This window comes from Arthrobacter sp. Sr24, from assembly GCF_054511175.1.
The window spans coordinates 118,230-134,049 of record NZ_JBTNDB010000002.1 but is presented as its reverse complement, the minus strand read 5'-3'; the positions used below and the strand labels follow the sequence as shown (position 1 = coordinate 134,049).

Below are 15,820 nucleotides of genomic sequence, written 5' to 3'. Positions count from 1 at the left end.
ATTCTAGAGCTTTGCTGTGGCGCTTGCTACAGCAATTTGTGAGTTCTGTTGGACAGCTGCACAATCGATCCCGCGGATGGCCTTGCGCAGCGGTGCGTCCGGTGCAATCTCCAACAAGAGGCGCCCTTCTAACAGCGCGCGGTCACATAAATCCGAATCCCACGGCAGGAAATGAGCAATGGGCAGGGACGGCCCGAACCGTTCCCAAGCCTGAGCCAAGGCCTTCTCCGGAGCTCGTCCGGCGGCCTTGCGGCGAACCTTGTTCACCACCACTTCCACCCGGTTGGCGGGGAAGGCATCCTGAAGCTCATTCATTCCTCGGATCAGGCGTGGAATGCCCACCGGGTCTCCGCTGCCCACTGCATAAATAATGTCTGCCTCGGTTAGAACGGCCAGTGTTGCTGCGTTGCGCCGCGGGGCGATGGTGTCGTAGCTGAGCTCTTCATCGTTCTCCAGTGAGAAGCCACAATCAACCACCACCAGCTGGGCCGCTTCCCGTGCCCGCTGCAACACTCTGGCAACAGCTGCCGCCCGCAACTCCGGCCAGCGGTCTGCCCTGGTCAGGCCCGTCAGCAGTGAAAATGTTCCGCCCGAAAACACCACCTTCGTGGTGATGGCCGAGAATTGTGCCGCCGAGAGGGAGCCCTGATCAGCCGCCCGGCAAGCCTGTGCAAACGACGCCGATTCTTCTAACAATCCCAACGCAGCAGCAATGCTCGAGCCGTAACTATCAGCGTCGATCACCATCACGCTTCTGCCGGCCGCGGCCTGTTCAGCCGCCAGGTTGATGGCCACGGTAGTCCGCCCGGGCGATCCGATGGGACCCCACAGTGCCACCAAGGTGCTGTTGGCCGAGTTCTTTTCCGAAACGGGGGCTGATGATTGGGTTTTGGACTGAGAGACGCCCGTGGCTGCTTTGGTGCCGGAGCTTCGCTTCTGGGCTGCGTCAGCTCGGTGATCAAAGCGCCGCCTGGTCCGGGCCCACAAACCAGCCGGGACGCCCTTCGCGGGTAGTTCCATTCTGCTGGGGGATAGCTCGCTCGCCGTGGCATCCGATTCGCCCTCAGCTGCCGCGGCAAAACGGTTGGCGCCGTCCGCAGCAGCGGCTTGGTGGGAGACCCCGACACCCGCGGCGGCTGCGGAAGTCGGGAACACGTCGTCGGAGGTGTCTTTGAGAGCTTTCCCACCGGATGCGGCACGGGCATCGGAGCCAGTGGGCACAGCGTATCCGGCAGCATCACGCCAGCGGCGGGACTGCACCGCGGACGCAACAACCTGGCTCAGCATCTCCGGGGTTGCCTGCTCCGTGACAGCGACTGCTCCCAAACCTCGCAGTCGCTGCGCGTCGGTCTCTGTGGCGGCAATGGCCACAACACAGACGCCGACAGCAGCCAAACGATCCACCAACGTCGCACTCAAATCCTCGACCCCACTAGCCACCACGGCCGCCTGAGCCAGTCCGTTCTGACAAGCGGCCAGAAGTTCGGCAAGCTCGGGACACCGGCGCACAATCGCCACGCTCCCGGTCGCCTCAGCCAGTTTAGCAATCACGCCGGATGGGGTGTCCCCCACGGCAACCACCGTCACTGGGTTCGCTGCACTCATTGCGTTCGCGGTGTTGCCCTCTCCTGGGTTCATGGAGCCGCTCCGGGATTCCACACCACCGAGACCTTGGCTTTGTTGGCCACTGCGCCGAGAAACTTTGGCATCTGAGCGTCGGTTACTAGCACCATGAGCGCCATATTCTGACTCGCACCCAATGATCCTGTTGCCGAACTCAACGAGGCGACTTCGGCTCCGGGCAGCATCAGAACCGGCTCAAGGAAACCGTTCCGGTCATCTGGTAGCGCCACCCAGACATCAACGTAAGCACCCACCACCACTTCTTTGGGAAGCGGCTCGGTAATGGTGATAGGGGCCGGCTTGCGGTCCAGCACGTCGATCCGGCCAATGCTGGTGCGGGAGACCAGCTCACCCTTGGGAACCATGCGAATGGCGACGGCATTTGTTTCTAACTCATCGGCGGGATCTAGATACTTTCCATCGACGTCTCCGAGCTGGACCTGCACAATGGTGAAGGAATCCGCAGTGATCTTTTGACCCACCACGAGCGCGTCTCTGGCTGCGTACATGGGAACTGTTCGCTCTGCGTTGCCTACCAAGGCCACCACACCAGCCACCGAGGCCAGAACCAATAAAATACCAATGAGCAGCCTCGGATCCTTCCATGAGGGCTTACTCAACCGTGGCGCCGGTCCGGACGTCTCCATCGCCATAGCTCCGCCCCTTTCAGGACCCTGCCAGCAGCTGTGCGAGCCGCGCTGCCCTCTCCTATTTGTACCGTTGATTGACCAAGGTTGAAAGGGGTTTGTGGGAAACCGGCTAAATCTGTGGAGAACTCTTGCTCTACCGACACTGTGGATAACACGGACGAACCTCGCCAAAGGGGCTTAACGGGGGGATAATGAAGGTATGCCCAGATTCTTGACGTTGGCCGATGTAGCCGAACAACTGCAGATCTCAGCCGCCGCTTGCTACGCGCTGGTGCACAGCGGCGAACTGCCCGCCTTCCAAATTGGTGGGCGCGGACAATGGCGGGTAGACGAAGCGAAGTTTGAACAGTTTATTGATGATCGGCACGCGGCGGCCCGGACCATGTTGGCCGCCGAAAACCCCACGAGTGCTGGCTGACCGCACACCAACTGACCGCGGCCTTCTCGACCAGCGTGCCAGCGTGGCTGTCGATTTGTTTGGCGGCACCCACCGCAGCGCTGGTTCAGAACTCATTCTCCTGCGACGAGGCAATGGACACTATTCGTCCCATCGGAATGACCACTGAGCCTTGCCGGTTTCCGGGGTCCCGCCCCACCCCATCGGCCAGTTGCATGAGCTGAATATAGTCCGCCCCCACCTGATCCAAGACTCCCCTCATGCGCACCGCACTGGAGCCTGCTTGGGCTGCGGCGTCAAGTTCAAGAACTACCGCCGATCTGTTCCTGGCCAACAACCGCAAGGCGGCTGCCAGCGAATAGTTCAGCGTGCTGACGGACTCCCGCCGCGCCATCCCCAAACCGTGAATCCGCACAATTTTTGCCAGTGGCAAGATGATCGAGCTGTTCCCTTCGTGCAGTAGCGCCCACGTTCCTTCTACTCTTAGAAGTTCTCCGTGGACGGCCGATCCTGTACACGTGACCGCCGAGAGCTGCTGTCCACAGGCACCCCGCAACGCCTCCGCAAGAGTCAATTGGGACGCTTCAATACGAGCCAGTTCATTGACGTACTGCTCGAAATCTTGCTGCGTCGAGGCGTGCCATTGCGCTTCCATGTCACCGAAAAGAAGTTCCCACCTCATGGGCACACGGTAAACGGAGGCGGGAGGGCAGTCAACCCTAGCTATCCACAACCTCTGCACAGACTCTGGACAGCGGAGCATTAAGGGGTCAAAATGAATTAAACAACGTCAATAGATATTAAACGGTGTCAAATGGGAGCAAAGACTCAAAGGAGAGTTCTCGTGAAATCACAAACACGGGCGGATCTGGCCATGACGGCGGCCATCGTTTTCCTGGGTGGAGCATTGATCTTCAGTGGCTTTTCTTTGCTGCGGCTTCACTGGAGCGGGCGCCCCCAGGCAATGTCCCTTGATCTACCCGAACTACTGGGCGTAGCCGGGGCAGGCATTGGCATTGCTCTGTTGTCTTGGTGGTGTTTCGCCCTTCTCTGCGCTTTCCTGTCCGCTGTGGCGCACAAGCTCGGAGCCTCCCGCCTCTCAGCAGTGACAGCAGGATTATCGCCGGCTTTCATGCGACGAGTTGTTGCCGCAGTGGTGGGCATCAACTTGCTCACTGCTCCCTTGGCTGGAGCAGCGCAAGGTCCCAGCGTAGACCCACTCAGGCAAGCACAAATCTTCGCCACGGCCCCGTCCACCTCTATTGGATCCGCAGCCACGGAAGGCATGGTCATTCAGAATCCACTGGTATCTGCCCCGCCGGTAGATCCCCTATGGGTGCCCAATACTCCCGAGGTTGAACCTGATCTGCTGATCCGCCAACCTCCACGAAACGATCCGGGTCATAGCGACTCTGGAACTGCGGAAACCTTCCACCCGGAGACTGGTGATGTTGTGGTCAAAAGCGGTGACACCCTCTGGGGCATCGTGGCCGAAGCCTTAGGCCCGTACTCCAGCGACGTGGACGTCGCCCTCGCCTGGCCGCAGTGGTACAGCACCAACCGCACCATCATTGGGGCCGACCCGAACCTGATTCTTCCCGGCCAAGTTCTACATGCCCCAAGCAGCTACTAACTCTCCCGGCAGCAAAAAACAGCATGGAAAGACTGCCGGTAGCCAATCCCCAGCCCTGCCGGTACCAACTCAGTGCAAAGGAGCACACCGTGAATACAGCAGCCATCTCCGAAACCACCGCACCAACCACCTTGCTTGCAGTCAAAGCCGTTGCCTTCACCGGCGGCGTCGCTGCGGCACCGGATAATCTGGTGAAACTCTTTCCCCGAGGTACCCGTGCCGGCCAGGCCCAGAGGAACACTCGGGATTCGGCGGCACCAGGCAAACGTACCGGAGGCACGGCTGACACTGCTGGGACCCTTGGCACAGTTGAATCAGCTGGCACTGCAGGAACAGTGGTGAGTCTAGACCCGGAAGCGGCAGAACGGGCGGTGGTCAGCAACATGTCCTGCAAGGTGGCCCAAAGCGCCTTGGAAATCATCAACGGTGCTCGCTCCGTGCAGCAACTGGCCCGCTGGCTCGACGTCCGGTGCCTAAGCTCACTGACAACCCGCGCACGTCTCTATGCCCAGGCCTGCCGAGAACAGGACCGCCACCGTAGCCGCGAAGGACACCCAGACAATGTCCGACTCCTGCACAGGCAGCCGCGGGTGCACTCAGTTCACTGCTTCGCTGTGGAACCGGGCATCTTTGAGACCGCAGTGGTGGTTGCCGACAGGACCAGATTCCGCGCCATCGCGATGCGCCTAGAACTATCCAAGGGCATGTGGAAAGTCACGGCACTACGCATCGGTTGACCGGGCGTTGCCGTCCAAGGTTCAGACCACCGAACCATTAGGCAGCCGGAGACAAAGAAGCGCCGCCCGCCGGAATCACCACAGAAAATTCTGTGGCCATTCCGCCAGACGGCGGCGTTCTCACTCACAAAAGAGTGGAATCAGAAGCGAATCAGCGCTTTTTCTTCTTCTTGTTCTTAGTAGCCGGACGCTTAGCCGACGGCGGCAGACCACCGGTGCTACGACGCTCAACATGAGTTTCAGCTTCACCTTGAGCATCCGGCGCCGTGAACTGCAGCTGAGCCGGACGAGCCGGTGCTTCTAGACCCGGGGCCGTGATGCGCGGAGCTACATGCGGATGATCATGGTCATGATCGTGCCCTGCATTCGCTGCACCACCGCCGACTCGTTGCATGAGATTGGCAGGTGCATCTGCCACAACACCTACGGCGGCAGCCGGAGCGTTCTCAACCTGAACTTCCAAGTTGAACAGGAAGCCGATGCTTTCTTCCCGGATGGCTGCCATCATGGACAGGAACATCTCGTAACCTTCACGCTGGTACTCCACGAGGGGATCGCGCTGGGCCATGGCCCGCAGACCGATTCCTTCCTTGAGGTAGTCCATCTCGTAGAGGTGCTCTTGCCATTTCCGGCCCACTACAGAAAGCACAACGCGGCGTTCCAGCTCACGCATGGTTTCTGAACCGAGAGCACTTTCGCGCTCCTGGTATGCAACGCGTGCATCTGAGAGCAGCTCCGTCTTGAGGTGTTCCGGAGTGATTCGTCCTTCGCCGCCCACCTCCTGCGCAATTTCATCCACCGTCACAGTGACGGGGTAGATGGTGCGCAGGTTGCTCCAGAGCGTGGTGAAATCATACTCACCAGCATGGACGTTGCTCAGCGAAGCCTCGATGATCTCGTTGACGGTGTCTTCCAAGAAGTGCTGAACTTTTTCGTGCAGGTCGCCACCTTCGAGGATTCGACGGCGGTCGCCGTAGATGGCTTCACGCTGACGGTTCAGGACGTCGTCGTACTTCAAAACGTTCTTGCGCTGCTCGGCGTTGCGGCCCTCAACCTGACCCTGTGCAGAAGCGATGGCCTTGGAAACCAGCTTGGATTCCAACGCCACATCATCCGGCATGGAGGATCTTGACATGAGCCGTTCGGCTGCACCGGAGTTGAACAGGCGCATCAAATCATCTGTCAGTGACAGGTAGAAGCGTGACTCACCGGGGTCGCCCTGACGGCCGGAACGGCCTCGCAGCTGGTTGTCGATGCGGCGGGATTCGTGGCGCTCGGTGCCCAAAACATACAGTCCACCGGCTTCCAGAACAGCCTCATGCTCATCCTTGACAGCCAGTTTGGCTTCCTCGAATGCCTCATCCCAGGCCGCCTCATACTCTTCGGCGTTTTCTTCCGGATCCAAGCCACGGGCCTTCAACTCGGACACTGCGTTGAACTCTGCGTTACCGCCGAGCATGATGTCAGTGCCTCGGCCAGCCATGTTGGTGGCAACGGTGACGGCGCCACGGCGGCCAGCTTGGGCCACGATCGCGGCTTCACGGGCGTGGTTCTTAGCGTTCAGGACCTCGTGCTTGACGCCTGCCTCAGCCAATTTCTTGGAGAGGTATTCGCTCTTCTCAACGCTGGTGGTACCAACCAGAACCGGCTGACCGGTTGCGTGGCGTTCGGCAATATCTGCCACAACGGCGTCGAACTTTACAACCTCGTTCTTGTAAACAAGGTCAGCCTGATCCACGCGCTGCATGGTCTTGTTCGTGGGGATCGGCACAACACCCAACGAGTAGGTGCCCATGAATTCCGATGCCTCAGTCTCGGCAGTACCGGTCATGCCGGAGAGCTTCTCATACAGGCGGAAGTAGTTCTGCAAGGTCACGGTGGCCAAGGTCTGGTTCTCAGCCTTGATCTCCACACCTTCTTTGGCTTCAATGGCCTGGTGCATGCCTTCGTTGTAGCGGCGTCCGGCTAGGATACGGCCGGTGTGCTCGTCAACGATCAGGACTTCGCCGTCCATAATGACGTAGTCCTTGTCGCGCTTGAAGAGTTCCTTGGCCTTGATGGCGTTGTTCAGGAACCCGATCAGGGGCGTATTGGCAGACTCGTACAGGTTGGTGATGCCGAGGTAATCCTCGACTTTTTCGATGCCATCTTCGAGAACACCGACGGTGCGCTTCTTCTCGTCAACCTCGTAGTCGTCGTCAATCTTCAGACGCTGAACTACCTTGGCGAACTCGCCGTACCAGCGGTTGGCGTCGCCTGAGGCCGGACCGGAAATGATCAACGGCGTACGTGCTTCATCGATGAGGATGGAGTCAACCTCATCGACAATGGCAAAGTTATGGCCGCGCTGGACCAACTCCTCTTGGCTCCATGCCATGTTGTCGCGCAGGTAATCAAAACCAAATTCGTTATTGGTGCCGTACGTGATGTCGGCAGCGTACTGGGCGCGGCGCACCGAGGGATCCTGATTGGACACAATGCAACCACTGCTCATACCTAGGAACCTGAAAACACGGCCCATCAGATCTGACTGGTACTGCGCCAAGTAATCGTTCACCGTGACCACGTGAACACCCTTGCCGGTGAGCGCGTTAAGGTACGCCGGGGCCGTAGCCACCAGGGTCTTACCTTCACCGGTCTTCATTTCGGCAATGTTGCCCAGGTGGAGGGCGGCACCACCCATCATCTGGACGCGGAAGTGGCGCAGACCTAGTGTGCGCGAAGAAGCTTCACGCACTGCGGCGAAGGCTTCCGGCAGCAGATCATCGAGCGATTCACCATCTTCGTGGCGGAGCTTGAGCTTGTCTGTTTCCTCGCGCAGCTCAGCGTCGGTGAAGGTCTGGAAAGAGTCCTCCAGCGAATCAATGGCGTCCGCTAGGACATTGAGTCGTTTAAGCGTCTTGCGATCGCCTGTGCGAAGTACCCGCTCAAGAAGTGATGGCACGAAATTGCTCCCAATCTATTGCTGCCTAAAAGTGGCGTGTTCAGTCTACGTGAGAAGACGTACAGACCACCGCCAATCATGGCAGTGCGCCCTGCAGTTTCCCTGAGAGGTCGCCCTGGTCATGCACGACGACGGCCCCTAACCCTAGCCATTTCGCCATCTGTTCCAGCTCCGTTGCCAGATGTAGTGCGGTATCTTTGGGCGCTTGCGCTTCAGCATAGGCGCCGCGCACTCGAAGAACACCAGCTTGCCTGTCGGCTTTCAAATCCACCCTGGCCACAATTTTCTCGCCTAGCAGAAACGGCAAAACGTAATATCCATACTTCCGCCGCGGCTCAGGAGTGTAGATCTCCAGCCGATAATGGAAATTGAAGAGTCTTTCCAAGCGCCGGCGCTCAAAGACTAACGAATCGAAAGGACTCAGCAGCGCGCTTGCTGTAGCCGTGCGAGGAATGGTAGCCGTAGCGTGCAGATATATTGGTTCCGGCCAACCGTTTACCGTGACCGGTTCGAGCTCCCCAGCATCCACTAACTGTCCTATACCCTGCGCCACCGCCTTGACCGGAAGCCTGAAGTAATCGGCAAAGCATCGCAGCGTTCCGATTCCGTGAGCGCTGGCCGCCGCAGAGATGAGGCGGAGTAGGGCTGCTTCCCTGTCAGCCTCCGGCATGTTCTCCCCTGGCGCCATCAATCCGCGCTCACTGGCTGGCAAGATCTTCTCGATCAACGCGTAACGTCGTTCAAACGTTTCATTGCGTGAGGCCGCCCCGACTATTCCACGCTCAAAAAGCCCTTCTACCGTGCGTTTGACAGCGTTCCAGTTCCATCCCCATTGGCTGCGGTCGGTGACTTCCTGATGGCCAATCCGCTCCCCTATTTCCCGTGCGGTCAGCGCTGCGCTGTGCGTCAAAACGGAAATGATTTCCTCTTCGAGAGCATCGCGTACATGCGGATCCATATCGCCCGAGCCAGCCCAACTCCGGTGCTGCCATTGCCGCAGGTCGTGAAAATGTGTGGGCCGAATAAAGCTGGCCTCATGAGCCCAATACTCCATGAGCTTGCGCGGCGCCGTCCCTGCTAAACCGTCAACGACAGAATGAGGATAAGGGCCCAGTCTGGAAAAGAACGGTAGGTAGTGGCTGCGTGAGAGAACGTTGACGGAGTCGATCTGCACGAGCTGTATTTGGGCAAAAGTCCGGCCCACCATCCGCGCTGTGACGGGTTGGGTGGGCCGAACGGTTGCAAATCCTTGGGCTTTCAGTGCGATACGGCGTGCCTGAGAAAGGCTCAGGCTTGCACGCATCGTGTGTTGCTCCTTGGGCTTAGTGCGAAATGTTGGAACTCCGGTCTGGGTTAGACGCGGACCGGCTCATCCGGCGAACGGTAGGCCGAGATTTCTTCGACCATCTCGGCATTGTCATCCAGTGAGATAACGCCGTAGGTCCAACCCTTGCGACGGTAAACAACCGAGGGGATGCCGGTTGCTGAATCGACGAAGAGGTAGAAATCGTGTCCCACCATCTCCATGTTGTCAACGGCGTCGTCCAAGGACAAGGCCGTGGCCGGGAAGACCTTGCGCCGGATCAGCACAGGCGAGTCTCCGGCAGGGATGTCATTCTCAATGTCGTAAGGCGACTTCTCTTCGACAACCTCCGGGGCGGTCTGAGCGTAGATGGGCTCAGAACTGCTGACGGGAGGCAATGACCCGGTGGCTTCGTTCACTGCGAGAGGAGCGTGCCGACCGTGATGGACCTTTTTCTTGTCCTTGGCACGGCGGAGACGCTCGAGCAGCTTTCCGTAAGCCAGATCAAAAGCAGCGAACTTGTCCGAAGCGGCAGCTTCCGCGCGAATGACCGGACCGCGACCCACAACCGTCAACTCAACTGTGAGTGGGGTGTCGGCTGTGCGGGCCTTGCTCTCCTTGGAAACCTTCACATCGACACGCTGGACCTTAGTGGCCAGCTGTTCGATCTTCGTGAGCTTTTCGCCTGCGTATTCGCGGAATCGGTCCGAAACACTCAAGTTGCGACCGGTGATCATGAACTCCATGGTGCCCTCCAAATATCTTCGGTGACACGGCGGCCGGCTAGCATATTCGGTGCTGTCTCCAGACCGCCGACGGGCGGTTTCCTCTTGAAAGAGGTACCCGTTCACTTACGTTAGTTCACTGCATGGGTTTATTCATCTTTTGCTCATAAATTGTTTTCCGCGCGTCCTTCTTCACGATCATCATCCGAGGTTCCGGAGGGGGCTCTAGCTGCCGCAAGAACCACGGCACCCCGGACTCGAAACCCCGATAATTCCAACGTTTTGGCCGCTTCGCGAAGGGTGGAGCCAGTGGTCAGGACATCATCGGCTAAGACAACGTCAATAATATTTTGGCGAGATGGCTTCGCTTTGAGCCGAAAATTGTGCAGAAATTTCTGCTTGATTTTCATAGTGTTACGGATATTCCTCCTTCTCGCTGCTCTGCCTAGTCCTTTCTGGTGCCGACGATGCCACGGCAGTCTGGCTTTGATCCGCAACACGGGCACTATTTCCATACCGGAGGGCAACCGCCCCTCCCGGACCAGAGTCCTCAGGAGCAGTGCTACCGGGTCGTAGCCACGGCGTCGCCAGCCGGTGCCGGTGCTGGGGATGGGTACCACAATGAGCGTGGGCAGAGCGGAGAGCGTGGGCAGAGCGGCCACCGAGGCTGTTGTGGATGGTGTGGCTGTGGCGTCCAGCGCACGGGCCAGGCAGCGGGACAATTGCGGACCAACTTCCGTTCGTCCATGGTTTTTGAACGCCAAGATGGCTTGCGACAATGCATCTCGGTACTCTCCCGCCGCGATAACCGGCAACAACGGATGCCCTGAGACACTCATCAACGCATCGGCACTGTGTTCAGCCCGAAAAGGCGATGCTGTCTGTCTGCGCAGGGCCGCGGCGCACTCGGGGCACAGCGATTGGTCCTCGGCCCCACACACCACACAATCGGCCGGAAGCACCAAGTAGAGGAAGTCTCGCCAAGCCGCCTCGCACCAGAAATACATCCGCAGCCACGGAGTACGCGCCGCGCCTCTATGCCGGTGAGCTGTTCCATCCATGTCCCCAGCATGCACCCGCAGCCGAGGCAGATGCTGGCCTTGGGCGCCGATTGTGTCCAAGACAATGACTACTGGGGCTGTGGAGGAAACAACCCTGACCGGCAGGCCAGCCGTCCAGCTATCCAGCTATCCAGCTATCCAGCAAATGAAGCCTGCTGGAGTTCCTTGGCGTCGACTTCCCAGTAGTTGCCCACGTTGGTGTAGAACTCGGAAGCTGTTTGGGCGTGCACGTTCCGTACTCCCGATCCGGCACTCAACCACTGGACCCCCTTCAGGGGATCCATCTGCACCACGGGAAGGGCGAGGTCCAGTACCTCGATGACCACCTGTTCGGTGGCTGACGGGTCCATCACGGCCACACTGGAATCGCCGGCCCACACACCAATCCTCGGTGTTCCGGAATGGAGCAGCCGAATGGGCGAGGTAAGTTCCTTGGGCAGCTCCCCTGTTTTGAAAATTCCTGTGATGCTGACGCGGCTCACCCCGTTGGCCTCTGAAATCACCAATGCTCTGGTTCCGTCACGCGATACCCGGAAGGTGTGCACTTCCTGCCCAACTAGCCACGGAATAGTCAGCAGGACAGGTGTCCCCAGCTTGCCGCCGTCGTCCGGGTCAATGGCCATCACTAACCCTGAGCCATCCCCGGCAGCCGACCACAGCCATCCATTGGGGGCATAAGAGGGCGGGGTGAGCGCGACTCCCGACAACGTCAGCAGCGGCGCTTCGTTAGCCTGAACAGTAAAGATTTGGTTGCCCACCCCTGACAGGAAGGCAAAGTTCTTCCCGGAATAGGAGATCGCTGGCGCCGATGGCTCCAGATTGGCCACTGGCGAGACATCTGGGATCGGACCAATTTTGGTCCCGTCGAAGGTGACCAGATCGCCTTGAGCCACCGCAATTTGCGTGGGTGGAACGGGGTTGTCCACGATCATGCGGCTGATATCATCGCCCGTGCTGCCCATGTCGACAGACCTGTCGTCGGCTAAAAACTGGACTTCGGTGATCGTGTTCAGGCTCTTTTGGAACGTGGTCAAGAGCTGTGCGTTCATTTGCTGGCGCTGCTCAATGCTCGTTGCCAGCAGCTGTTGGGCGGTCAAACCAACTTTGGCCTCACCGTTATTGACGGGCACCGAGTCACGGTCCAAGGCCATCCCACTGGGGAAGGCACTGACCACCGCGCCCTGCAGATAAGGTGCCGGCCCCTTCAATATCGCCTGGACAATGGAGGTGGCTGTACGCGAGGTCCGTCCCGCGAGCCACCTGACATCAGGTATGCCATAGGTGAAGGTGGGGTCGTAGAAGAACAGCGACACCGGCGCATACAACGTTTGGAAGTTCGCTTCGGCGAGGGCTACGCCGTCGGGTACTTCGGAGATCCGCCACTGCCCATCAACCTTCACCAATTTCATACTCAGCAGCTCCGTGGCCTCCGCTTTTCCAGGCGTGAGAACGCCCGTTGCATCGACGGAGGAGACTACGTTGAAGGTCAGTTCGTAAACGCCGCTTTGCGAGGCCGGCGCCACGGCGAACGTGTCTTTGTAGACCAAGGTGCGTTTGTCCGGTGCCCACGATTGCGCCAGTGCCGGTGTCAGGTACTGCCGGGCCACCTGAAAATCATCCGAAATACCCGTTCCGGAATCAATAAAGCCACGGATAATGCTCTCCGGCTCAGCTCTGTCCACAGGCGAAAACTGTTGCAGATTGACATTGACGGAGTTGCTGCGCGGGGCCAGCGGATCACTTTTTCCTACGGAACCGTGCATCGGAATGGCGGAGCATCCCGTTGCCACCAGAAGCACGACGACGAGACTCGCCCACAGCGCCACGGCCCAGTGCCGCTGTGGGCGAGTGGCCGGACGGCGCTGGTTGAGACTGTGCCGAATCAGACGGGGATCAGTAAGCGTGTGTTCACTAGGTGTGTGCTGCTTCTGCTGTGCCATGTGACTCATCAGTGATTCACCTTCTCAGAGCTGTTCATGCCCGGATCTTCACTCTCGGGGCCGCGCTTCTCAGCACTGCTTCCCATGCTTTTTTCAGCACTCGGCTCAGCAGGCTTAGCCACGTCAGCGGCAGGTTTCAGCCGACCCAGCGCTCCGACAACCCCGATCGATCCGGTGTGGGTCATCACTGGTCCGGTGCCGAGGCTGCTAGCGCTGCCGGCTTGTCCGCCGTCGGGAGGCAACGGAACTGGGGAATGAGTCAGAACTGTTCCGCGCTTTCGGGGCAGTGTCAGGCGGAAACAGGATCCTTCTCCCGGGATTCCCCAAGCATCCAGCCAGCCGTCGTGCAGCCGGGCGTCTTCCATGGCGATCGATAGGCCCAGGCCACTGCCCCCGGTGGTCCGGGCTCGGGCAGAATCGGCCCGCCAAAACCTGTCAAAGACATGGCCAACGGCGTCCGGTGACATGCCTATGCCATAGTCACGTACAGCCACCGCCACGGCACTCTCATCTGCCGAAACATAAATCTTCACGGGGTTTCCTTCGCTGTGCTCAAGAGCATTGAGCACCAGATTGCGAAGAATCCTATCCACCCGGCGCGAGTCCATCTCCACAATGCACTTGTGGTTGCGTAGGCGGGTCACCACCGAAAGCTCCGCCTTGTTCGCCTCGGCCACGGGCATGGCCCCGTCAATCACCGAATGAATCACGGAGAAAATGTCCAATTGTTCCGCGTCCAGATCCGCCACCCCCGCGTCGAAACGGGAAATTTCCAAGAGATCTGCCAGCAGTAGCTCGAAGCGTTCAACCTGGTGAAAGAGCAATTCGGAGGAACGTTTGTTGATGGGATCGAAGTTCTCGCGAGCATCGTAGAGAACTTCCGCGGCCATCCGCACTGTGGTCAGGGGTGTGCGCAGCTCATGGGAGACGTCCGAGACGAATCGCTGTTGCATGTCCGAGAGAGTCCCCAGCGCCGTGATCTGGTCCTGCAGCGACGTGGCCATCTTATTAAAGGAGGTGGCCAATCTGGCCATTTCATCCTCGCCGCTGACTTCCATCCGCTCTTCAAGTTCGCCTGCCGCCAATTTCTCCGACACGGCAGCTGCTTCACTGACTGGTTTGACCACTGTCCGGGTCACGTACCAGGCAATGGCGCCAATGAGCACCAGTAAAATCCCACCAGCTACCCACAACACTGACTGAATGAAATTCAGCGTCACTTGAGCGGTGTTCAGATCGTAGATCATATAGAGCTCGTAGTTGGTTTGCAGCAACTCCACTTGGCTGCCCACCACCACGGCAGGGCTGAACCCTGATTCGCCCGTGGGCAGAGCAATGGACTGCCAAAACTGACTATCGGGATCACCTTGGACTGCTTGACGCAGCTGATCCGGAATGATGGCTGTTGTGACTCCACCTGAATCCGATGAGCTCACGGCCAGCCGGCTAGTCTGGCCCGGGATCTTGACCATCAAGTACTTACGGGTGTCATCGGCACCGCCAAGTTCCAGCAGGCGCAGGGTGTCCCCCACGAACGTGGACATGCGCGGCTGATCGCTCAGGCTGGCATTGGAAAAGCTCTCCTGCACCTGGGTAGCGCCACGCGCCGATTCCTGCTGAGCCTGGGCCAACCGTTCATTGAAAAGCCCGTTGGAAATCTGGCCAGCCAAGTACCCGCCAACACCCACCACAGCCACAGAGGCAATCAGCAAAGTGGTAACAACGGTGCGGAACTGCAATGAGGTGCGCCAGCGGCGCAGCAACGACGCCCGGACCCAATCGAACAACCGAGCCGCAGCCCGGCCAACCGCAACAGCCATGCGGCCCGCCTGAGTGAGGAGGGTGCGCCAAACACTAGTTCTTGACTTGTCTGGCTCTTCTGCATCGGACACAGTTGTCACAGGGCTCTCAGTGGACACGGTGCTTTCAGTGGGCACAGCGTCATCCGGAGTGGCCCCCAAAGGTGCGCGTCCGGCGTCGTACTGGTCTTGGTCTGCACTCATTCTGGGCTCACCCGGCGCACATGCTGATCAGCGCTTACTGCCCGGCCTTGTAGCCGACGCCGCGGACGGTGAGGACCACTTCTGGTGCCTCGGGGTCGCGTTCAATCTTGGAGCGCAGACGCTGGACGTGGACGTTGACCAGGCGGGTATCGGCGGCGTGGCGGTAACCCCACACCTGCTCCAGCAACAGCTCGCGGGAGAAGACCTGCCAAGGCTTGCGGGCCAGTGCCACGAGGAGATCGAACTCCAACGGGGTCAGCGAAATCCGTTCGCCAGCACGCCGAACGGCGTGGCCGGCCACATCAATGCTGATCTCACCAATGACAAGCGTTTCGGGAGCCTTGACGTCGCCGGGACGCAGTCGGGCACGAACTCGGGCCACCAGTTCGGCCGGCTTGAACGGCTTGGCAACGTAATCGTCGGCCCCGGATTCCAGCCCACGCACCACATCGGAGGTATCTGACTTGGCTGTCAGCATCACAATGGGGACGTCGGATTCAGCACGGATCAGGCGGCAAATCTCAATGCCGTCAATTCCGGGCAGCATCAAGTCCAGCAGGACCAGATCGGGCTTGCTGGACTGGAATGTCTCCAAGGCTTTGGCACCGTCTGCGCAGAAAACCGGGTCAAACCCGTCATTGCGCAGGACGATACCAATCATCTCGGCCAGTGCTTCGTCATCGTCAACAACTAAAATACGTGCCTTCATACCTCTATATTTGCCTATGAGCCGCACAATGTCCCTATCGACGCTCCACAGGCACTCTCAATAGTTTCCGCAATGTCCGGCTTGTTCACAGGGAA

At 59.1% G+C, this 15,820-nt stretch carries 13 protein-coding genes; 3 read left to right on the top strand and 10 right to left on the bottom strand.

The features are described 5' to 3' along the window. Positions 1-3: 3 nt before the first annotated feature. A complete protein-coding gene (locus tag ACX80D_RS02615) occupies positions 4-1,638 on the bottom strand; it encodes an AAA family ATPase (protein WP_459321026.1) in 1,635 nt (544 codons plus the stop codon). Then, complete coding sequence (locus ACX80D_RS02610; protein ID WP_459321025.1) at positions 1,635-2,276, bottom strand: SAF domain-containing protein; 642 nt, start codon at positions 2,274-2,276, stop codon at positions 1,635-1,637. The genes ACX80D_RS02615 and ACX80D_RS02610 overlap by 4 nt, the downstream gene beginning before the upstream one ends. Before the next feature lie 196 nt (positions 2,277-2,472). On the opposite strand from ACX80D_RS02610, the gene ACX80D_RS02605 reads away from it, so the two are divergent. Then, entirely contained in the window at positions 2,473-2,691 is a 219-nt protein-coding gene (locus ACX80D_RS02605; protein WP_459321024.1) for a helix-turn-helix domain-containing protein, read from the top strand. 85 nt (positions 2,692-2,776) lie between these two features. Here ACX80D_RS02605 and ACX80D_RS02600 read toward each other — a convergent pair whose 3' ends face one another. Beyond that, the gene (locus ACX80D_RS02600) at positions 2,777-3,352 is read right to left on the bottom strand and encodes a hypothetical protein (protein ID WP_459321023.1); all 576 of its coding nucleotides are present in this window, start codon (positions 3,350-3,352) and stop codon (positions 2,777-2,779) included. Between the two features lie 162 nt (positions 3,353-3,514). Between ACX80D_RS02600 and ACX80D_RS02595 the strand changes: the two genes are divergently transcribed. Further along, positions 3,515-4,303 (top strand): LysM peptidoglycan-binding domain-containing protein, encoded by a 789-nt coding sequence (locus tag ACX80D_RS02595; RefSeq protein ID WP_459321022.1) that lies wholly within the window; start codon positions 3,515-3,517, stop codon positions 4,301-4,303. Positions 4,304-4,392: 89 nt separating this feature from the next. Continuing rightward, the gene (locus tag ACX80D_RS02590; protein WP_459321020.1) at positions 4,393-5,040 is read left to right on the top strand and encodes an Rv3235 family protein; all 648 of its coding nucleotides are present in this window, start codon (positions 4,393-4,395) and stop codon (positions 5,038-5,040) included. Between the two features lie 151 nt (positions 5,041-5,191). Here ACX80D_RS02590 and secA read toward each other — a convergent pair whose 3' ends face one another. The 7 genes from secA to mtrA all read right to left on the bottom strand — a co-directional run bounded on the left by secA (position 5,192) and on the right by mtrA (position 15,725). After that, positions 5,192-7,984 carry a preprotein translocase subunit SecA gene (gene secA / locus ACX80D_RS02585; RefSeq protein ID WP_459321019.1) on the bottom strand — a complete coding sequence of 931 codons (2,793 nt, stop codon included), beginning with the start codon at positions 7,982-7,984 and terminating at the stop codon, positions 5,192-5,194. 76 nt (positions 7,985-8,060) lie between these two features. Next, positions 8,061-9,287: a winged helix-turn-helix domain-containing protein gene (locus ACX80D_RS02580; protein WP_459321018.1), complete on the bottom strand. Its 1,227-nt coding sequence runs from the start codon at positions 9,285-9,287 to the stop codon at positions 8,061-8,063. 50 nt (positions 9,288-9,337) lie between these two features. Next, positions 9,338-10,033 (bottom strand): ribosome hibernation-promoting factor, HPF/YfiA family, encoded by a 696-nt coding sequence (hpf, locus tag ACX80D_RS02575; RefSeq protein ID WP_459321017.1) that lies wholly within the window; start codon positions 10,031-10,033, stop codon positions 9,338-9,340. Between the two features lie 143 nt (positions 10,034-10,176). Further along, positions 10,177-11,133: a ComF family protein gene (locus ACX80D_RS02570; protein WP_459321016.1), complete on the bottom strand. Its 957-nt coding sequence runs from the start codon at positions 11,131-11,133 to the stop codon at positions 10,177-10,179. Between the two features lie 74 nt (positions 11,134-11,207). Next, positions 11,208-13,022 (bottom strand): LpqB family beta-propeller domain-containing protein, encoded by a 1,815-nt coding sequence (locus tag ACX80D_RS02565; protein ID WP_459321014.1) that lies wholly within the window; start codon positions 13,020-13,022, stop codon positions 11,208-11,210. After that, positions 13,022-15,016, bottom strand: coding sequence for an MtrAB system histidine kinase MtrB (gene mtrB, locus ACX80D_RS02560; RefSeq protein WP_459321012.1), 1,995 nt, complete (start codon positions 15,014-15,016; stop codon positions 13,022-13,024). Before mtrB ends, ACX80D_RS02565 begins: the two co-directional genes overlap by 1 nt. A gap of 34 nt (positions 15,017-15,050) precedes the next feature. Then, positions 15,051-15,725 carry an MtrAB system response regulator MtrA gene (mtrA, locus tag ACX80D_RS02555; RefSeq protein WP_062286912.1) on the bottom strand — a complete coding sequence of 225 codons (675 nt, stop codon included), beginning with the start codon at positions 15,723-15,725 and terminating at the stop codon, positions 15,051-15,053. Between the last annotated feature and the right edge of the window lie 95 nt (positions 15,726-15,820).